We start from the raw sequence: 20,046 nt of genomic DNA, 5'->3' as shown, positions 1-20,046 counted from the left end.
AAAACCCCTTTTTCATAAACGAAAAAGGGGCTGCAACGCAATGTATACGTTCGCATCCACCCTTCTCATCTATACAAGATCCAAACAACCTTGTAGGAATTGGCACCGCGACGTTCATTCGAAAATGAACCGGCTGCCGGGCTTCATAGGGCCTGTCCCTCCGCCTCTCTTGATAAGAAAGATATCTACGTATATTATGTTCGTTTTTTGGGTTTCATCATGATACAAAACGGATTATATCCTTTTCGGAAATATTACGTCAATAGTAATAGAAGGAAAAGTTTTACGAAGAGAAGAACAGCACGCTCAATTTGGCGTGCTGTCCGTACTTCCGTCCACAGATTGACCTGTCGTTTCGGTCGCCTTCGGAGGAGCTATTTTTTCTTGCATAAAAGACTGAACCTGATCGACATCTGGAATCAAAACAGAGCCTGCGCGGTTCGATTCACGGAACATCCCCATTGGCGGCAATTGATAATTACCGGGCTGTAGCGTGTCCAACTTTAATCCGAGTGCAGACAGCTTCAGCATGTCCACCGAACTAATATTGGTTTGAATATACGGGGTTACTTCCTTCAAAATCGTAGGAAGCTGAATCAACGTCGTGCCATTCTTCATCTGATTCACGACAGCCGACATCAATTTGCGTTGTCGCTCCGTCCGTGTATAATCTGAGGTCGCATCATGGCGGAAACGGACATATTGCAAGGCTTTGTCTCCATCCAGCTTTTGCAGACCCTTTTTCAGATTAATATCGTAGACACCTTTGTCTGTCGGGTCATGATAGTACATGTTTTTTTCTACATCGATCTCGACTCCGCCCACTGCATCAATCAAAGCCTTGAAGCCTTCAAAGTCAGTAATGACGTAACGATCTACCGGAAGTCCAGTGAACTGACTAACGGTTTCCATTGCCAGCTCAGGCCCACCATCTACAATCGCAGAGTTGATTCGCGAGCTGCCTTTACCGGGAATATCTACATACGTATCACGCAGAATTGAGAACATATCATAACGTTTCCCCGCAGGATCGATGCTGACCAGCATCATGGAGTCAGAACGAGGAAGCCCGTTATTTTTCATTCCTCTGCGGTCTACTCCCATCAGCAGGATGTTGACACGTTCCTTGCCATCCCACTCGGGTATTTCTGCTGCTTTGGTGGAATTCCCACCACTAGGCGGTGCAATGTTGGGCTCTTGAATATTTTGAGCAAATTGATAAAAAGAGTATCCGTAATATCCAGCTGTCGTAGCCATCACGACAAGCAGAAGGAGCAACACTCGTTTCCATATTCTCATAAAGTCCACCTTTATTCTCTTTATCCTCAGTTGATGTCATCTCTCCACTTTGTTTAGTATACTCGAATTCGACAAAAGTGGAGCAGCCTTTATTTGGGTACCTGTGACATTATATACATTTTAATTTACAAAGTTTAGAATGTTCGCTATACTATTCTTATCCTTAATGGTAAGGGGTGTATTCGCGTGATATCACCATCAGCTTTCCTCAATCGCTATCCACGTGAGGCCATTTTCTTCCTCATCGCCAGCTTTATTAACTCCTCCGGGAGCGCCTTTATGTGGCCACTTACTACCTTATACGTACATACCATTTTGCAACGCTCGATGACAGAAGCTGGATTCGTCTTGATGATCCAATCTCTCGCCGGAATCTTTGGCCAATTCATCGGCGGTTCGTTGTTTCATCGATTAGGTGCTAAGCGTCTCATTGTCGGCGCATTGATTATTCAAGGACTTATTCAATTTTCCATTCCTTTCGTTCAGAGCTGGCCTGTCTACCTGATTCTAATGATGGGGCTTGGCTTTACGTTCAACTTGTCGTTTCCTGCCATTCAGGCATTTATCGGCTTTCGCTGGAAAGAACAGCGCCGAGAATTGTTTAACATTGTCTATGTCGGAAACAACCTAGGGATGGCAATCGGAACCGCTTTGGCAGGTGTCATTGCCACTTTATCCTTCCAGCTAACATTTTGGTTCAACAGTACGAGCACCTTATTGTTTGCCCTGTTCTTCTTCCTTTTTATGAAGAATATTTCACATCAAGAGCTGGTCGGAGAGCAACAGGAGGAACAGCAAAAACAGCACGAGAAAAACAACTTTACCCTGTTATTGCGCTACCAATTGTACTTGTTTATGGCATTAGGCGCAGCATTCATTTTCTTTTCAAACACGGTATGGAACACAGGCGTAGCTCCTTATATTACCGAACAAGGTATGCCTCTTTCTTCATATAGCTGGCTGTGGACCATCAACGGTATCATCATTTTTGCTGGGCAACCCATCACGTCCTGGATCAAGCGGCTCGTGAATCAGAGCTTGTCTGCCCAACTCGTCGTCAGTACCATCGCGTATGCTGTCGGTTTTGGGTGTATGCTTGTCTACCACGGTAGTTATTACGCATTTGTTGTCGGAATGGTTATCACTACATTTGGAGAAATGCTTATCTCGCCGACTATTCCTACTTTTATATCGGAAAAAACTGGGGAGAATGCACCGTTTTATTTGGGGGTTGTTGGGGCGATTACTACGGGTGGAAGGCTACTGGGACCCTTGGCTATGGGATTCATGTATGACAATGGCGGCATTCATCCAACTCTACTCTTGGCAACATTTGTCTCTGCCGCCTCGGTCCTGCTCTGTCTGTTACATGCTTATTTTCATCGGGAACAACGAACTGAGGTTGCCAAATACTGATTTCAATTGCAAAGAAGCCGCCCGATCCTTTTACAGGAACGAGCGGCTCGTTCATTACCCTACTTCTTTTCTCCCTTAATTTGCACTTCCCAATCGACTTTGTTCTCTTTTATTACATGATCGAGGACAACTGTTATTTCCTTCACATCTTTTTTCTCAAAGAGCACTTCTAGCTTCCCTTCGAGTTTTATCGTACCATTTTGGTTTTCTTTTTTGTTGACCATTAACCTTACTACTCTGGCCTCATTCCCGTTTTCGTCCTTTACCGTCAATAGCTTTGGAAGTCCCACAATATCTTTGGCAAGAATGGCTTCCACTGGAATATCGATTAAGGTATCCCCCTCATCAACTTCCATTTCGATCGATTTAAACGTGATTTGGTTCCCAGCTACATCCACTTTTTTCGGATTTTTCTCCAGTTCAGCAAGAGATAGCTTGGTTTGAGAAGAGACTTTCTCTCCTGTATAGACAGTATCGAGCTTCATTGTCAAGTTTTTTGCTGGGTCCAGCGGCATGTACGTATGGACAAAACTCCTACTTGGCTGCCACTTCGTTGTGAAGTCAACCGACGAGCCATAGCTCATGCCTATGATATTGAGATTGTGATCCCTTTCATCGGAATTAATCATATCATCCCATTTGCCCACTACAGTCCCCTTTTCATCGACAAGCTCGTAACGAAAACCCGCCACTACTTTCTCATTCGGATTGCTGTTTGAGAACTCTAGCTGCGTAGCAGTGGGGGCAAAGCGCGCTTCTTTTAGCTCTACTGTTGCCCCTGTTGGAGTTTTTAATTCCTTGTTTAACGCTACTGTTTTCATGGCTGCTTTTGCTGGTCGCATATCAATCGGTATATCGAAATTCCACGTGCCTTTCGTATCTGTCAGGCGCTTCACGCGCATTTCCAAAATCAATTCGTCCGGCATCGGATTCGCTTCATTAAAGTATACACCCAGTTGTCCTCCGTAGGCGAAGTTTTCACCGTTCGGCAGCGGCAGCCATCTCAGCAATTCTGATTGATCATCTAAATACGTGATTACTTTGCCATTTTTGTCTTTCAGTCGAACTTCCCTGAATTCATGAACAGTGTCACCTGAAATAATTGAGAACTGATCCTTCCAGAACGAAGGAATCTTTTTGCCTGACGAGTCCTTCACCGAGCCCAGAACCATGATACGCAAGGGATCTGCTACAACCGCACTGATTTCCATGGTCAGACCTTGGTCTGTCACCTTCATGTCAAGCGGCTGTACAAAGCCGTTTTCTGCCGCTTTCTTCACGCCAATGTCTGTCTGCTTTTTATCAAACAGGTTGACTACTTGTTTCGCGTTGTAAGGCCCTTTTGTTACCGTTATTTCGCTCGGATTGATCGACGCATAAATCCCATTCATATAGCTCGCAAACGTAGGAGAAACTGCTGTTCCGAATGTGACAACCATAGCCAATCCGGCAACTGCAATCGTTGTTTTCTTCACAATATCCACACTCCGTTTTTTCCAATTCATTTGAACCGGTTGTTGTTGTATTGGTTTGAGTTTAAGTACGTTCATCGGGTAGGCGGGGAGCTTGTCCATGACATTTTGGATAGTGGCCTCCGTCTGCCATACATCGTCCGCAGCATCGTCGGATGTATCTTGCTCATCCAAAAATTGCTCAAACTTACTCTGGCACCAGCTGCATGTATCCAGATGCCGTTGTACTTCTTGTTTCATTCGCAAAGGAAGCGCGTCTTCCAAATACGCTTTCAGCATAAATGTATCCAAGCATGTCATAGGTGGAGGTCCCCTCCTTTACCCGAATTCGTAATGGCATTTTTGAGCTTGGCCCTACCTCTGGAGAGACGTGTTCGCACCGTACTGATGGGCACATCCAGCTCCTCGCTAATTTCCTCATAACTCAAAAATTGGAGGTAACGTAGTTCCAGGACGACACGGTATTTGGACTCCAGGGTCATCATTCGATTTTGTAAAAAGACTTTCTGCTCTTTCGCAAGGTACTCGAGTTCAGGTGTATGATTGGTAGCCAGTTCAATCTCTGCTTCTGCAACCGGAATCGATCGTTTCCGGTTACGCAGCTCATCAAAGCAATAATTGGTGGCAATCCTGTAGAGCCAGGCACCGAATTCGTAGCTTTTGCTGTAGTCACCCAAATGGTAATACACCTTGATAAAGATCTCCTGAGCCATGTCCTGCTCAAGATGCGGCTGTCCGATCATCTTGCGAATGAGCAACCTGACCCTTTTGTTGTATTTTTGTATGATCTGAGAATACGCCTCTTTGTTTCCTTGGAGGACCTCCTCAATGATCAGCCTGTCGTCCTGCATCTGTCTTCCTCCCCATATCCAAAACCTGTATCGAGGGCTACAGGTCCAAAAAGGTACGCTGCGCAGCTATCGCCTTTTTGCTTGTACACTTTAATACGACGGAAAATGGTGGAAAAAGATCGCAACTTTTTTTAATAAATTTTATGTAAGTTAAAAAGTCGAACGAGAAAGTGGAGGTTTGTATTACCTGAGAGTTATTTGCGGCAGTCGGGTAGCCTAAATAGCAATCCAGAAGAAATCACTACAAACAGTCATATGCTAATATAGGAATGTCTTTCGAGAACGAGAGAAAGAGAGGGCAAACATAAGTGATGGAAGCAAACGATCAAGTAGCGCCAAAACCACATTGGAAAAAGAACATTATTCTCTTTCTAAGCAGTCAGGCGATTTCACTTTTTGGATCATCTTTCGTTCAATATGCGATGATGTGGTATATAACGCTGAATACGCAATCGGGTATCATGATGACGTTATATATCATTTGCGGCTTCATCCCTACTTTTCTGTTATCCCCTGTTGCGGGAGTTTGGGCAGACCGCTACAATCGAAAATTGCTGATCATTTATGCGGATGCAATGATTGCCTTTGCCACGCTTATACTCGCGGTCGTCTTTTTAATGGGATACAATGCGACTTGGTTGCTCTTTCTCATGGCTGCTATTCGTGCAGTCGGAGCAGGCATTCAAACCCCTGCTGTCGGAGCTATTTTGCCGCAAATTGTACCAAGCGACCAACTGACGAGAGTGAATGGAATAAACGGAAGCTTGCATGCTGTGATTATGTTCGTATCTCCAATGGTGAGCGCTGCATTACTTACCATGTCTACCATTGAAATGATTTTCTTTATCGATGTCATAACTGCAATGCTTGCCATTGCTACATTGCTCATCTTCCTTAAGATTCCTCTACACGAGAAGGCTTCGGAAATACAAAAAACAAGCTATTTCAGCGATTTTAAAGAAGGATTAACTTACATTAACAACAATGATTTTCTGAAGAAATTCTTTTTATTCTTCGCCTTCTTCTTTATCTTGATGGCACCTGCTGCATTTTTGACGCCACTGCAGGTTACACGCAGCTTCGGTGACGAGGTTTGGCGATTAACAGCAATCGAAATTGCTTTTTCAGTCGGGATGATGGCTGGCGGAGGAATTATTGCCTCGTGGGGAGGCTTTACAAACAGAGTGCATACCATGACATTCGCGAGTTTTATCATGGGTGCCTGCACATTCGCCCTTGGTATCATTCCGAACTTTTGGATTTATCTGGTTTTCATGGCTCTATTTGGAGTCGCTATGCCCATTTTCAATACCCCCACAATGGTCTTGGTTCAAGAGAAAGTGGATGAAAACTATTTGGGAAGAATATTTGGTGTGTTTGGCATGATTTCCACTTCGATGATGCCAATGGGTATGCTTATTTTTGGACCGATCGCAGATGTTGTTAAAATTGAGTGGCTTCTTGTTGCAACGGGGCTATTCATTTTAATACTGGCTATGTTATTAGGGAAAAATAAGGTATTAATACAAGCTGGAAAGCCTACATTAAATGAGTCTCCATGAACAAGGTCTCCCTTATACGGGAGATTTTTTTCATACAAAAAAGCTGCCGGGATATCCCCGACAGCCTGTGAAAAGTGATTCAGTTGATCCTAACAGGTGGGCAGGTGAGCGACTTTCCGTTGTCTTGCCGACCAAGTCCGATAATGTACGGTACCGCCACATGGCTCCATTCTACCGGATTCGGTGCAGTGTCCACATCTTCTGGCGAGCATGATTGGAGCATGGAAGTATCGATACTGCCTCCTGGATCAAGCGCCACTGCTGCCATTCCCTCCGGTAATTCTGCTGCCAATGATTGCGTCAATCCTTCGATGGCGAACTTCGATGCGCAGTACGGCGATAAAAACGCTTCCCCATGTCTTCCCCAGTACGAGCTAATATTTACAACGACTCCGCCATTTGCGCGCTGAACCATAGACGGTAAAAAGGCACGAATCACATAGAAAACACCATTCACATTGATGTCCATTACTCTCGAAAACTCACTTGCATCAAGATTCATGACAGGACTGTTCCGGTTGATAATGGAGGCATTGTTAATTAGCAGATCGGGAACTCCTACCTCGGCTCTGACTTCCTCGGCCCACTTTTCCACCTGCTCCATCACCGAAACGTCGACGACAGAGAAATAATGCTGTTCCCCGAATTGCTGACGCAGCCCTTGCACCTCTTTCTCCGAACGACCGCATCCTGCAACCGTCCAGCCTGCTTCGTGAAAGCGCTCGACCATCGCCCTACCCAAACCACGTGTCACGCCTGTAATCACTACCAGCTTGCTCATTCTCTCTTCCTCCTCCGTTATTATACTTATTAAACATTTTAGTATAATAATAAAAGGAAATCAATCCCAATAAATCAGAAAAGGTAACCCTTTTTCACTACAGAGAAGAATATTTTCCGCGAATCACTTCGGAGCCACATAACTAGAAACCTTAAGTCGCTGCTGTAGTGCTGGGGAGGAAACAGGAGAAAACGCTCAGCTTCTAGGGCCACCCCCTAGAGGATTGACTGCACGACTCCATGCAAAAAGCGAAACCGCGTCCAAAGTGGTCGTTTCAGGATGCATTTCAGAGGTGGCCGCTTAAAGGCGTGTTTCGCTTTTTGCATTGCGTCTCTGTAGGTGTCCCTAAGATCTTCGCTGTTTTCTCCTGTTTCCTCTGCGAGCTTTTCGTGTTATCCGATTTTTTAATGCCTTAAAAGATGGAAGAATTTATTCAGTTACGACAAAGAAGAATATTTCCAGGCGTAGCGACTTGTGGAGTCCCACCTAGCGGAGAAGGGATTAGCGGGCAACAGAAACGCAACGTGCCCGTGCTACGAAGCGGCTACCCCTTTTGCGTTTCCCCGCGAATCCCTTCGGAGCGGGCAGTTTTAACCCCCAGTAGGACGGAGCCTGGAGCCTAGACTGGAAATATTCTTCTCCCCACCGTAGTCACATAACTAGAAAACTCAAGTCGTTGCTTTAGTGCTGGGGAGGAAACAGGAGAAAACGCTCAGCTTCTAGGGCCACCCCCTGAGGGATTGACTGCACGACTCCATGCAAAAAGCGAAACCGCGTCCAAAGTGGTCGTTTCAGGATGCATTTCAGAGGTGGCCGCTTAAAGGCGTGTTTCGCTTTTTGCATTGCGTCTCGGTCGGTGGCCCTAAGATCTTCGCTTATTTCTCCTGTTTCCTCTACGAGCTTTTAGTGTTAATCGTTTTTTTAAAGCCTTAAAAGAATGTAAGGATGTCATCAGTAACGCAAGAGAAGAATATTTCCAGACGTAGCGACTTGTGGAGTCCCACCTAGCGGAGAAGTGATTAGCGGGAAATAGAAACGCAACGTGCCCATACAACGAAGCGGCTACCACTTTTGCGTTTCCCCGCAAATCACTTCGGAGCGGACAGTCCGGGCTTCCTGAAGGACGGAGCCTGGAGCCTAGTCTGGAAATATTCTTCTCTCCCCTACAGCCACATTTCAAACGATTAGTAACACCAAGTCTGTAAAAAAAGACGCCCGTTACCGAGCGCCTTGTGAGGTTCGTGCTTTCTTATTTGTAAGTGTCGTAAGCGTTGGTCAACAGGCCTGCGATTGTTGCCAGTTCATTGTTCTCGATCTGATGACGCTCGACCATCGTCATGATTTTGCCGTCCTTCATGATCGCGAAGGATGGGGAAGACGGTGCATAGCCTTCGAAATACTCACGTGCTTTTGCAGTTGCTTCCTTGTCTTGACCTGCGAATACAGTGAAGATGTTATCAGGCTTTGTAGCGTGATTCAAGGAATGTACAACTGCTGGACGAGCGAGTCCTGCCGCGCAGCCACAAACGGAGTTTACTACGACAAGTGACAAGCCTTTTGCGTTTGGCAGTGCTTGTTCTACTTCTTCAGCAGTGCGGAGCTCTTGAAAACCGTTGCGAGTCAACTCATCGCGCATCGGTTGAATTACTTGGCTCATATATGCTTCATAAGACATCATTGGGCAACCTCTCCTTTATATCACGTGTTCATCTTACTTATTATTATAACCCGATTGCGCCTATCCGAGAAAGCAGAAGTGGTGACCAGCTACACTTCCATCAAAATGGTAAGGATCATTGGATTTCGGCCTGTTTTTTCGTAAATGAACGGCTTGATCACTTCATTGATCTGTGACTTCAGCTCAGACCATTCCTTGATTTTCTTATCCAATGCTTCCTGAAGACGCCCACGAACCAGCTGTGTCGCTTCCTGAATCAAGGATTCCGAACCGCGTACGTAAACGAAGCCCCGGCTCACAATATCTGGGCCCGTCAAAATTTTGAAGTTCTTCATATCGAGGCTGACAACCACGACCATCAAGCCATCCTCAGCTAAATGCTTACGATCGCGCAGGACGATATTGCCCACATCACCGATACCACTGCCATCAATGAGGACAATCCCTGCTTGTACTTTGCTGAGCCACGCTTTTTCGCGGTTGCAGTTCAGTACTTCGCCGTTGTCCATAATAAAGATATTGCTCTCCTCGATCCCAACCTGTTGCGCCAGCTTGGAGTGAGTCTTGAGCATCCGGTATTCCCCGTGAATCGGGATGAAATATTTCGGACGAATGAAGTTGAGCATGAGCTTCAATTCTTCACTGCTGCCATGTCCAGATGCGTGGATGTCAAACGCATGACTCAATACCACGTTGGCACCTGCACGGTACAGCTTGTCTATCGTGCGACTGACGTTGATCGTGTTCCCAGGAATCGGGGATGCGGAAATGATAACCGTATCTTCTGGATAAATGGAAACAGTACGGTGCGATCCGGAAGCAATCCGGGTCAACGCTGCCATCGGCTCACCTTGACTACCCGTGCAAATAATTAGCACTTGGTTGTCCGCGTAATTGTCAATGTGCTTAATATCAATCAACATGCCCTCTGGCATTTGGATGTAGCCCAGCTCTTGTCCAATCAAGAAAACCTTTTCCATACTGCGACCAATAACCGCCACTTTGCGATTGCATTGCTCGGCAGCGTCTACCACTTGTTGCAGGCGATGCACGTTGGAAGCAAAGGTAGCCAGGATGATACGTCCACGCGCTTTGCGTACCACATCGAGAATCCCTTCCCCTACCGTTCTCTCCGACATCGTAAATCCAGGACGCTCACTGTTCGTACTGTCGGACAAAAGCGCCAAGACGTCCCCGCTCGCACCAATGCGTGCAATTTTTCCGTACTCCGTTGTTTGTCCGACTGGTGTCATGTCAAACTTGAAGTCACCCGTGTGAATGACCATTCCCTCTGGTGTATAGAGCACAATTCCCAGGGAATCCGGAATACTGTGGTTCGTACGGAAGAATGTCGCCTTCAGCTTGGCAAAAGGAATTTCCGTATCTTCCGAAATTGGAATCAGCTTCACTTCATTTTGCAAACGGTGCTCTTCCAGCTTCGCCTTAACCAAGCCCAGGGTCAGACGACCACCGTAAATCGGCACCTTGATTTGCCGTAAAATATAAGGAATCGCTCCGATGTGATCCTCATGTCCGTGCGTCAACAAAAGTGCTTTTATCTTATGCTGGTTGTCCTTCAGATAAGAAATATCCGGGATAACCAGATCAATACCAAACATTTCATTCTCGGGGAACTTTACCCCACAGTCAATAATGATGATTTCGTCCTCATACTCGACGCAGTACATATTTTTTCCGATCTCGCCGAGGCCGCCCATCGCGAAAATCTTAACGTCGCTCAATCTCTTTCCTCCTAACATCGTCGTGCATGATTATGGGAACCCGAACCAAGCATGCCATTCTTATTATATCACAACGTATGACGTTCGTTTCACCCAGTCTTGTCTATTCCACACATTCATCTTCGGTCAATAATCGAATACTGATACTCCAAATCGGTAACTCGATCATTAGTAACGACACTTGCCCTTGCCCAAAAGTCGTGCTTCGCATAGGAGTCGTCCGTCCATACCTCCGTAATTTCTCCTGAAGAGAGCTTTAGTGGTACTGCCTCGATTTCCTTTAATACGGAGCCGCTTTTGTTTTGCAATCGCAGTTTCAAATCGATCTCCAACGGTTTATCTGATTGATTCCCTACCAGAATCAGACTTGTATACGGATACCCGGCACAATTTTTGGTACAGTCTTGCCTGCTGTATACAATGGCGATATCAATGGGCTTCTCATTGTCCATCTTCGCCAATTTCCACTGGTCTTTTGCTTTTTGTACGACTGTAATGTACTCCGCTTTCTTCAAAAAGGGCCCCATGCCTAAAAAGGCAGCAGCAAAAAAGCTAAACAACCCAACGGCTGTGCATAGAAAAACGAGGTTCATCTTCCAGAACTGTTTTCTCATCGTGATCAAAAAGCCAATATACATGAGGATACAAACAAACACCAGGAAGATACAAAAGTATAAAAATACCTCCAAGTCAGCCTCTGTGGGTAACACCGGAATGCCATACTTCATTTGCCAATGTACATTCGCGGCGAAGCAGCCTCCGTAAATCAATACAGCTGAAGCAATTGTTAGTCCCCATTTTTTCCAAAACGGAGGCTTTTGAAAAATCACCGCCAGAACGCCCAACAGAACGGGAACGCCAAATAAGGGGATAAGCAAGTAATGCATCGAATACCTCCCGGCACTTCATTGTCATTATTTTCTACGAATGATATTCCGAAAAGTCTTCAAAATACATGGCAAACCATTTCGAAAAGGAGAGGATAAGCAGGTGCAAACCGCTCACCGCCTATTTCGCTTTCGGAACATGATGCCCCTTCTCTCCACCGTACTTTTACTGCTCCTGTTTCAGCCGCTCTCTACCTATGCCCAGCCTCCCTATGCAAAATGGGGCAGGCTCGCGATGCAAGAAACGATGAAGCGATATCCAAACGCTCAAATTGTGGACTACCTGCACGTCGGACGAAAACAAAAAACGCCCACCACGTCGGAAGAGACGTTTAAGCTCTTGCTTCAAGAGGGCAATCGCAGGTGGGCGTTACTCGTTCATATTGAATTCGTAAATCAGACAGAAGAAGTCGTAAATATCTCCTATGAGGATACCCGTTAGTCAGCGAGCTGTTCCATCTCTTTCATCATGACTTCCATGTCCATGTCAGCTGCCATCCCGTACGCGCGGCGCATGTTTCCATCTCCATCAACAAGGAACATGCGAGCCGTATGGGCATAAGAACCATCTGGCTGCTTAATGACCATCATACCAAAATCCTTCGTCACTTTCTCTACAGCCTGAGCGTCCCCGCGCAGGAACTTCCAGCCACTCTGATCTGCCTTGAATTTGGCTGCGTACTCCTGCAAGACTTCCGGCGTATCGTTATCAGGGTCAAAGGTAATGGAAACAAACTCGACTTTATCTCCGAACAATCCCTTTTCCTTCAACTGATCCTGCAGCTTGGCCATGTTGTACGTGGTCGCCGGACAAATATCCGGACAGTTGGTAAACATAAACTCCACCAGTCGTACCTTGCCAGCACTTGCATTAAACGTATAGGTTGTTCCGTCACTGTTGTCTAAGGTGAAGTCCGCGATGGGCTTCAACACCTCGATTTTCTCTTCTGTCATGTACTTATAACCAAATACTCCGACGATAGCCAAAAGGATAATACCAGCTAACACTGGAAACCAATGTTTCTTCATCGCAGATTCCTGCTGCAATTGTGTTCCTTCACTCATAGGTTGCTTCCTCCCTACTTGTCCCATGCGAGATGCCTCCTGATTACACGCTGGAGGCATTCACACTGTTTCTATAAACTTCTTACTGTTCTACTTCACCTGGCCATGCGAGCATGCCGCCAACCATATTCGCCACGTCATACCCTTGTTCACTCAAATACGCTGTAGCATTATGGCTTCTGGCACCACTACGGCAAACCATCACAATCGGAATGTTCTTATCCAGCTCATCGATACGATGCGGCAAAAAGCCGAGTGGGATCAGCTTTGCCTCTTTGATATGACCTGCATTCCACTCATCGACCTCACGTACATCAATGACTTGCAGTTCCTCTTTGGCTTCCAGCTTTTCCAACAGCTCTTGTGGTGTCATTTCCTTTACTCCATGGCTCATCGCTATTTATCCTCCTATATGTACGATCAGATCAGTTGTAACCACCTCCATGATATCACACGCTTTTTTACTTTTCTAACGCGAAGAGCATCTGGCTTCATCCATGAGACCTTGCTCCCTATTTTCTACCATTATCGCCTATTTCGCTGTGGTAGTAGCCACACGGGATGTGAACAGCTTGAGACAAAACCGTTACAAATTAATGGCGTGAGTGAAGAGCTTTCATACATATATACACAAAAACCTCCCTGATAACTGTCTATTATACATTGACAGCGAGGGTATATTTTCATACAATTACGACAACAACTTTTTCTCATCGAGAGCGGTGGAGGGACAGGCCCTACGAAACCCGGCAACCAGCAGATTAGCTGCATGGTGCTAATTCCTGCAGAATCCAGTGATTCTGAGAGATGAACACAAGCCCGTGCATGATCGGAGCCTTCTTCTTCTCAGGAGAATGCTCCGTTTTTTATTTTCCGATTTCCCATAGAAAAAGGAGAGATGAACATGTCCGATCAACAACAATGGAAGCCAGAAACACTTGCTGTACACGGTGGACAGGAGGTTGACCCTGTAACAGGCTCACGTGCTGTTCCGATCTATCAGACGACCTCCTACGTTTTCCGAGATACAGAGCATGCAGCGAATCTGTTTGGTTTAAAAGAGTTTGGGAACATCTATACACGCATCATGAATCCGACGCAGGATGTGTTTGAAAAGCGTGTTGCTCTGCTCGAAGGTGGCGTTGGTGCACTCGCGACTGCATCCGGGCAAGCTGCCATTACGTTCGCCATCTTAAATATTGCGCATGCAGGAGACGAGATTGTCGCTTCCAGCAGCCTCTACGGCGGTACCTACAACCTGTTCGCCCACACTCTTCCCCGCCTCGGTATTAAAGTTCATTTTGCTGATCAATCCAATCCGGAAAATTTCCGCGCCTATATCAATGAAAAGACAAAAGCCGTGTTTTGCGAGACGATCGGCAATCCGCGTATTGATGTCGCGGATATCGAGGCCATCGCCAATATTGCCCACGAAAATGGCGTGCCTCTAATCGTGGACAACACCTTCGCAACTCCGATTTTGTGCCGTCCTTTTGAGCACGGGGCCGATATTATCGTGCACTCCACCACCAAATTCATCGGCGGTCACGGAACGGCAATTGGCGGTATCATCGTAGACTCTGGAAAATTCGACTGGAACAACGGAAAATTCCCAGGCCTGACTACACCAGACCCAAGCTACCATGGCGTCGTCTATACTGAAGCAGTCGGTCCGCTTGCCTATATTATCAAGGCGCGCGTCCAGCTCCAGCGCGATATCGGAGCGGCTGTCGCCCCGATCAACTCCTTCTTGTTCCTCCAAGGCCTGGAAACCTTGCATCTGCGTATCGAGCGGCATAGCCAGAACGCCTTGGCAGTAGCCCAGTTCCTCGCCAATCACTCTGCCGTAGAGTGGGTGAGTTATCCGGGACTAGAGTCAGACTCCCAGCAAGAATTGGCACAAAAATATTTGCCAAAAGGTGCTGGCGCAATCCTGACGTTTGGAATTCGCGGTGGCATTGAGGCAGGAAAAACATTGATCGAGTCAGTGAAGCTGTTCTCCCACCTCGCAAATGTCGGAGACTCTAAGTCACTCATCATTCATCCAGCTAGCACAACACATCAGCAGATGACGGAAGAAGAGCAGGCAGCAGCCGGAGTGACCCCGGGACTTATTCGCCTCTCAGTCGGCACAGAATCGATCGACGATATCATCTCTGATCTGGAGCAAGCACTGCAGCGTGCGTTGCAATTATCTACGGTCGGGTAATGGGGTATCTATGATAAAAACAGAAGCACGTAGCTCTCTTACAGAGTTACGTGCTTCTTTCTTTCTATTATAGTTACAGTTCGGTTCCCTTGCCTTGGAACGCTTCCAGATTCCAAGTCAGACTGAGGGTGTCCCCTTGGAATTTATTTTGATCTTGGCCATTCTCTTTAAAGATGACTTTCATTGCGATCGTATCTTCATCACCCACTGGGAGCTTTTTCAAGCTCGTGTACAGGGTCGAGATGTCAGGTGACTGGCCGTTGCTTGTTTTCCGTTGCAGCTCCCCCAAAGATTCGTTCAACAAAATCACTTGTCCATCGCTCGTTAAAAACTCCACGTACAGATGGTCGCCGAAGTCTTCTGTACCGTTGTCACCCTTTGCATCACTCACGGTGTATTTGGAATGCATCAGCACTTTTTCGATATCCAATGTTCCAGAGTTCTTTATGGTAAAGTATCGAACCATGTAATCTCCCGGCTTGATGTTTTTCACATCATACACCACTTGCTTGTTCACGGATAAATCGAGGGTTCCAGCAGCAAATGTATTGTTGACCACTTCTTGGTCGCTAAAGTAAGCAAAAGTCGCTCCTCCTACCAAGGCGCTACCTACGCCCACTGCTGCGAGGGCTAGCATGAACTGACTTTTCCACTTTTTCATAGGTCATCTCCTCATTTGTAAAACGAAGGTGGGTAGCTCCCACCTTCGTTTTGAATCGTTATTTCAGCTTGATTAGAGTTCTTTTCCTTTGGTTTGTGTAGCATCAAAGGTCCATTTCAATTTAACCCCATCGCCTTGGAACTGGTTTTGGTCTTTGTTGTTTTCTACAAACTCGATCTCCACACGGATATCATTGATATCTTTTGCATTCAGTGTGTGGCCAGCTAACAGGTCTGGACGAGCTACACCTTGTTTTGCTTTCATTTCAGACAATGTGTCCGAATAAACAATAACGTCCTTGTTATCTACGTTATAGATAAAATTCACACGCAAATGCTTGCCCAGATCTTCAGCGTTGTTTCCTTTTGCATCTGTAATGGTGTAATCACTGGTCAAGAACACGTTTTGGATCGCCAGAGTTCCGTTGTTCGTGAGCTTGTAAGATCTCTTTGCTTTGTCACCTGGCTTCATGTTTTTAAGGTCAAATACTACTTCTGGGTTCACTGCGAGATCCAGAGTGCCTGCTGCAAATGTGTTTTCTACTTTCTCTTGATCGCTGAAGTAAGCAAACGTTCCGCCTCCAATCAGTGCTGCACCCAAACCTACGGAAGCCAATGTTAATGCGAATTGCTTTTTCAAGTTCATGTATAATTCCTCCTATGAAATGATTGCTTTTCGTTTGTGGCACCCCGTATGTGGTGTGCCTTACACTTCCAATCTTACTGATTTCGCCGCGTTCCAACTTCCTGCATCAGGGTGAAAAAAGGAGGAGGAGACGGATGAACTCGCTCTACAACTGCTCCGCTACTTGCCCTCATACTTGAGTATGAGAGAGAAACATCCAGACAGAAAAAAACCGCCAAGGCAAAAACCATGGCGGTCGTTGAAACTAAAATCAGCTCGTCTGCGCTCCTGCTTCTTTCATCATCTTAAATAGCTTCATGACTTGACTCACAATTAAATAGATTCCCGGAACCCCTAAAAATACGAGCATCCCTACTTTGGAACGGATGAATTCTATCAAATAACCGAGAAGCGGCACATAAAACTCTACTTGCCCAATCAGTCGATCTTGTGTGACTGGCATGGTGTCATTCCCGTTGTTGGCATCCCCTCTCGTAATCAACCCTTGGCCGGTGACCTCGACGACTCGGTGAGTAATCGTTAAGTCGTCCTCATTTTTAAACGTGACGATGTCGCCTTGTTTGATGTCTCCAAAGTTGACTGGCTTCACTGCGACGATGCTTCCCGTATCAAAAGTAGGTGCCATCGATCCACTCAGTACGACCATGATCTCGCTGCCAAACAAGGTCGTCTTTCCACCGTTCATTTTGCTCGCAAACAAAAAACCAGAGAGAGCGATGATAAGCACAAGAAAAAGAGTCGTTGCATAGGACAAGCATTTTTTGAGAATGACCACGCATCCATTCCTCACTTTCCGTTTCCGTTCATTGATCTAATTGTACGGAATTTCCTTCCTGTGAACTTCCATCATCAGGTTGGAACCAGCTCATCCTGAAGTATGAGTTGACGCCTCCTACTAAAAAGACCCAGCGACTTAAAATCGCTGGGCAAGTATGGGGTATTTTGGCGGGTACCGTCACTTAGCCAAATCCACAAGCTGCGAATCGCCACCCGCTTCTTCCTCGTCATTGTCTGGCAAGGAAGGGTTGTCAGCAGACGGTTGATCCGGTGGAGGTGCGTCATCCCCCGGTTCCTCTGGAGTAGGCGGTGCCGGACCGCTTGGCTCCGTCGGTGGAGCGGTAGGGGTGCCGTTATCTGTTGGCGGTGGAGGAGACGGTTCCGATGAGCCTCCTCCAGGAGCAGGCGTATCAGGAGTTCCCGGCTGACTCGGTTGACCCGGCTCGGTCACTTCGCTCACATCCGATTTGCTCTTATACGCTGTGCGCAGCGTCAACGGGATTTTGTGCGTGTAGAAACCACCGAGGTCCGTTATTTGCAGCTCTCCTTTTTCCGTTTTCGATTCTCGTCCGACCATATGGCGGTTATGACCGATGCGAAACACGATTCCTTTTTCATCATCCATTGCCTCGACCACTTCTACTGTAACTTCTCCTTCTAAAAAACCGGTTACGGTTATATTTTCCACGCCCAATGTCAGATGCTCTCGCTTAGGTATAAACGAAATCCGTTGGACGCCTTCATGAATAATCAATCTGCTCTGCGAAGACTCCGAAGTAGTGCCATCCGCATTTTTCTTCCTGGTAACCTTCGTTTGCTTGATGACCTCTGTTTTCAGAACAATCTGCTCCGTGTCGGTCACGAAAACATCTTCATTGGTTCCAGTCGTGATCGGCGACTGCTGCTTTTTTTCGCTGGTCAAAAATGAGAAGGTTGTATCCAGGTGAGCGATGTTCAGCACAAAAGTGACTGTCACCAGCCCGATCGCCAGTTTTTTCAAGATCCCATCCCCTTATTCCGCAAAAATCGAATCAGCCGTCGCCTGCTTCGCTAAAAAACGTAGCTCCAGTTGCGCGCTCAAAGACTGAAAACTGTGGTCGACACCTTCTTCTGGCAGATAAATCGTAAGAAAGAAGGACTTATCCGCTTCATCTGCATGCATGAATTCTTCTGTGCTGTCGGAACGAATCATGCCGGGCGCGCCCTGATGCAAATCGCGCACCAAGCCTTCGTAAATGACATCCTTGTCTTGTTCGATCTTGATCCGCAATACCTCTTCCAGCTTTTGAGCAGAGCCTGGCACTCCGGCATCCTTTACTTTCGCAACGATCTTGTAAATGAAATCAAGATCACTGGCTCCATTGGAAAGGGTCGCCTTTATTTTCCGAGCGTCACCAGGAATCATCCGGGACAAATCAACTACCTGATTGCCACCACTCACTACCTGCCACTCATCGGCAAAGCGACTATCCGAGATATCGAGCAATCCGACGGCAAACTCATGTCCAGCGTCCTTGGCTTCTTCCCACATCCAGCTATAGGTCGTAGCAGGCGGGCCCCACAACGAAAAGGTCACTCCCATCAAAAAAACACAGCCGATCACCTGATCACGCAGAGCTTTCCTGTTCGTCCGCGTTTTCGTCCTACTCATACTTGTTGTTTTCGAGGTACATGTCCGCTTTCTGCAGATGGAGAGCCAGCTTCGGTGTTGTGTTGCCTTCTTGCGCGATCTCCTTAAATCCGTCAATGCCATCACCTACCCGGACTCCGTTGCTTTCAACCGCGTACTTGTTCACTTTCGTAAAATCGTTATTCACGATTTGGACTTGTGTTGCTTCTGTGTTTTCGATCACCACTGCATGGTCCCCGCCATTGAAGGTGTTGTTAGCCAAAAGTACCGCCCGGATTGCCTGATCGAGGACAATCGCCTGCGCTGGACCCTCAAAGACGCTGTCTTTTACCGTCAAGCCTTCCAAGTAGTTGCCTGTTTCTGTTTGAGAGTCGGTCTCTGTTTGAGCTTCCGCCTTCTCGCCACCTGATTGGGTCCGGATCGCTACATCCAATCCGCCGTCAAATGTACAATTGCGGAAGCTGACATTGGAACCGACCAGGATGCCTGTACCACTGCCATCAAAGCGGATTCCCTCAAAAGACGCATGGCTTACTTCCAGCTCGTTTGCGTTGATGACGACTTTCCCTTCTTGCCCAGGGGCTGCTTTCCACGTAATATTTTTCGGCAAATCCAAGCCGCTCAAATCATAAGAACCTTCCGCCAAAATAAAGGTCATTCGTTTTTGTCCCACACTGTCTGCGTCCTTCGCACTTTCTTCCTTTTCCACTCGTTTGGCTAGCTGCATCGTCGAAAGTAGTGCCGAGCCGCTCAAATCAGCAGGCGTAAATGTCATGACGGGCCCGCCTTGCGCGAAGTAATCCCCATTTTCTTGCTGGGTTGCGAGGAATCCGAAATTGACTTCTGCTGATTTTTCCTGAACTTCATTTCCTGTGCTCTCTGGGAGATACACCGTATAATTCAATTCATCCCGTCCGCCCTTTTCCAACTCAGGAATGACGACATTCGCTTGTGTCAGCGTGCTGATTCGGCCATGGTACAGCAATTCACCATCACTGCCTCTGCGAATCTCCGCCACGAGCTGATTGTAGACAACATCATCACCGGTTGCTTTTTCTGCCAACAGGGCGTACTTCACTGGCACATCGCTTTCATTCTCGACACGCAATGTCTTTTCCATTCGGACACCTGGTAAAAACGGTTGGTCATCCGCCGCTTGGAACTTCGCCATACTCTCTCCCAAGCTGATTTGCAGTTTGCCAGCAGCAAAAGTCGCATTGCTCTGTTCCTGACTCGTAAAGTAAGCATATGTACCAAAACTGGTGCTGGCAGCAATGGAGCTAATGAATGCTGTCCCCACCAAAATTCGTTTCCACGGCCAATTTTTCACTTGTTCCCACTTCATGCTTTTCATGCTTGTCTCCCCCTCCA

General features: G+C 46.8%; 19 protein-coding genes and 2 riboswitches. Of the genes, 4 read left to right on the top strand and 15 right to left on the bottom strand.

What is annotated here, in order from left to right; all coding sequences use genetic code 11:
• Positions 1-62 precede the first annotated feature (62 nt).
• A riboswitch (SAM riboswitch) is annotated at positions 63-179 on the bottom strand.
• A gap of 127 nt (positions 180-306) precedes the next feature.
• A complete protein-coding gene (locus C7R93_RS16580; protein ID WP_106839848.1) occupies positions 307-1,299 on the bottom strand; it encodes an LCP family protein in 993 nt (330 codons plus the stop codon).
• A 186-nt stretch (positions 1,300-1,485) separates the two neighbouring features.
• Between C7R93_RS16580 and C7R93_RS16575 the strand changes: the two genes are divergently transcribed.
• Complete coding sequence (locus C7R93_RS16575; RefSeq protein ID WP_106839847.1) at positions 1,486-2,715, top strand: MFS transporter; 1,230 nt, start codon at positions 1,486-1,488, stop codon at positions 2,713-2,715.
• A 59-nt stretch (positions 2,716-2,774) separates the two neighbouring features.
• Here C7R93_RS16575 and C7R93_RS16570 read toward each other — a convergent pair whose 3' ends face one another.
• Positions 2,775-4,487, bottom strand: coding sequence for a DUF4179 domain-containing protein (locus tag C7R93_RS16570; RefSeq protein WP_106839846.1), 1,713 nt, complete (start codon positions 4,485-4,487; stop codon positions 2,775-2,777).
• A complete protein-coding gene (locus tag C7R93_RS16565; RefSeq protein ID WP_106839845.1) occupies positions 4,484-5,038 on the bottom strand; it encodes an RNA polymerase sigma factor in 555 nt (184 codons plus the stop codon). The genes C7R93_RS16570 and C7R93_RS16565 overlap by 4 nt, the downstream gene beginning before the upstream one ends.
• A gap of 311 nt (positions 5,039-5,349) precedes the next feature.
• On the opposite strand from C7R93_RS16565, the gene C7R93_RS16560 reads away from it, so the two are divergent.
• Positions 5,350-6,600, top strand: a complete 1,251-nt coding sequence (locus C7R93_RS16560; protein ID WP_167402476.1) for an MFS transporter — start codon at positions 5,350-5,352, stop codon at positions 6,598-6,600.
• 79 nt (positions 6,601-6,679) lie between these two features.
• On the opposite strand, the gene C7R93_RS16555 is transcribed toward C7R93_RS16560, so the two are convergent.
• The 4 genes from C7R93_RS16555 to C7R93_RS16540 all read right to left on the bottom strand — a co-directional run bounded on the left by C7R93_RS16555 (position 6,680) and on the right by C7R93_RS16540 (position 11,688).
• On the bottom strand, positions 6,680-7,381 hold the full coding sequence (locus C7R93_RS16555) for an SDR family oxidoreductase (RefSeq protein ID WP_106839843.1): 702 nt from the start codon (positions 7,379-7,381) through the stop codon (positions 6,680-6,682).
• Positions 7,382-8,630: 1,249 nt separating this feature from the next.
• A complete protein-coding gene (locus C7R93_RS16550; RefSeq protein WP_106839842.1) occupies positions 8,631-9,059 on the bottom strand; it encodes a BrxA/BrxB family bacilliredoxin in 429 nt (142 codons plus the stop codon).
• An 89-nt stretch (positions 9,060-9,148) separates the two neighbouring features.
• Positions 9,149-10,819 (bottom strand): ribonuclease J1, encoded by a 1,671-nt coding sequence (gene rnjA, locus C7R93_RS16545; RefSeq protein WP_106839841.1) that lies wholly within the window; start codon positions 10,817-10,819, stop codon positions 9,149-9,151.
• A 98-nt stretch (positions 10,820-10,917) separates the two neighbouring features.
• Complete coding sequence (locus tag C7R93_RS16540; protein WP_106839840.1) at positions 10,918-11,688, bottom strand: hypothetical protein; 771 nt, start codon at positions 11,686-11,688, stop codon at positions 10,918-10,920.
• 103 nt (positions 11,689-11,791) lie between these two features.
• Here C7R93_RS16540 and C7R93_RS16535 point away from each other — a divergent pair, with 103 nt between their 5' ends.
• A complete protein-coding gene (locus C7R93_RS16535; protein ID WP_106839839.1) occupies positions 11,792-12,130 on the top strand; it encodes a YqzG/YhdC family protein in 339 nt (112 codons plus the stop codon).
• On the opposite strand, the gene C7R93_RS16530 is transcribed toward C7R93_RS16535, so the two are convergent.
• Both C7R93_RS16530 and C7R93_RS16525 read right to left on the bottom strand, forming a co-directional pair.
• Positions 12,127-12,753, bottom strand: a complete 627-nt coding sequence (locus tag C7R93_RS16530) for an SCO family protein (RefSeq protein WP_244191567.1) — start codon at positions 12,751-12,753, stop codon at positions 12,127-12,129. The genes C7R93_RS16535 and C7R93_RS16530 overlap by 4 nt on opposite strands.
• 82 nt (positions 12,754-12,835) lie before the next feature.
• Complete coding sequence (locus tag C7R93_RS16525; RefSeq protein WP_017247247.1) at positions 12,836-13,147, bottom strand: rhodanese-like domain-containing protein; 312 nt, start codon at positions 13,145-13,147, stop codon at positions 12,836-12,838.
• Positions 13,148-13,460: 313 nt separating this feature from the next.
• Positions 13,461-13,567, top strand: a riboswitch (SAM riboswitch).
• 90 nt (positions 13,568-13,657) lie between these two features.
• Here C7R93_RS16525 and C7R93_RS16520 point away from each other — a divergent pair.
• On the top strand, positions 13,658-14,962 hold the full coding sequence (locus C7R93_RS16520; protein WP_106839837.1) for a homocysteine synthase: 1,305 nt from the start codon (positions 13,658-13,660) through the stop codon (positions 14,960-14,962).
• 73 nt (positions 14,963-15,035) lie between these two features.
• On the opposite strand, the gene C7R93_RS16515 is transcribed toward C7R93_RS16520, so the two are convergent.
• The 6 genes from C7R93_RS16515 to C7R93_RS16490 all read right to left on the bottom strand — a co-directional run bounded on the left by C7R93_RS16515 (position 15,036) and on the right by C7R93_RS16490 (position 20,029).
• The gene (locus C7R93_RS16515; RefSeq protein ID WP_244191566.1) at positions 15,036-15,623 is read right to left on the bottom strand and encodes a TasA family protein; all 588 of its coding nucleotides are present in this window, start codon (positions 15,621-15,623) and stop codon (positions 15,036-15,038) included.
• 72 nt (positions 15,624-15,695) lie between these two features.
• The gene (locus C7R93_RS16510; RefSeq protein ID WP_106839836.1) at positions 15,696-16,268 is read right to left on the bottom strand and encodes a TasA family protein; all 573 of its coding nucleotides are present in this window, start codon (positions 16,266-16,268) and stop codon (positions 15,696-15,698) included.
• Between the two features lie 250 nt (positions 16,269-16,518).
• Positions 16,519-17,043, bottom strand: coding sequence for a signal peptidase I (locus tag C7R93_RS16505; RefSeq protein ID WP_158264029.1), 525 nt, complete (start codon positions 17,041-17,043; stop codon positions 16,519-16,521).
• Between the two features lie 180 nt (positions 17,044-17,223).
• Positions 17,224-18,045 carry a hypothetical protein gene (locus tag C7R93_RS16500; RefSeq protein WP_106839834.1) on the bottom strand — a complete coding sequence of 274 codons (822 nt, stop codon included), beginning with the start codon at positions 18,043-18,045 and terminating at the stop codon, positions 17,224-17,226.
• 12 nt (positions 18,046-18,057) lie between these two features.
• Positions 18,058-18,696, bottom strand: coding sequence for a hypothetical protein (locus C7R93_RS16495; RefSeq protein ID WP_146142430.1), 639 nt, complete (start codon positions 18,694-18,696; stop codon positions 18,058-18,060).
• A complete protein-coding gene (locus tag C7R93_RS16490; protein WP_106839832.1) occupies positions 18,689-20,029 on the bottom strand; it encodes a TasA family protein in 1,341 nt (446 codons plus the stop codon). The genes C7R93_RS16495 and C7R93_RS16490 overlap by 8 nt, the downstream gene beginning before the upstream one ends.
• Between the last annotated feature and the right edge of the window lie 17 nt (positions 20,030-20,046).

Source organism: Brevibacillus fortis, from assembly GCF_003013395.1.
GTDB classification, from domain to species: Bacteria; Bacillota; Bacilli; order Brevibacillales; family Brevibacillaceae; genus Brevibacillus; species Brevibacillus fortis.
Note: the sequence above shows the minus strand (reverse complement) of the source record. Positions and strands in the feature narration are given on the sequence as shown.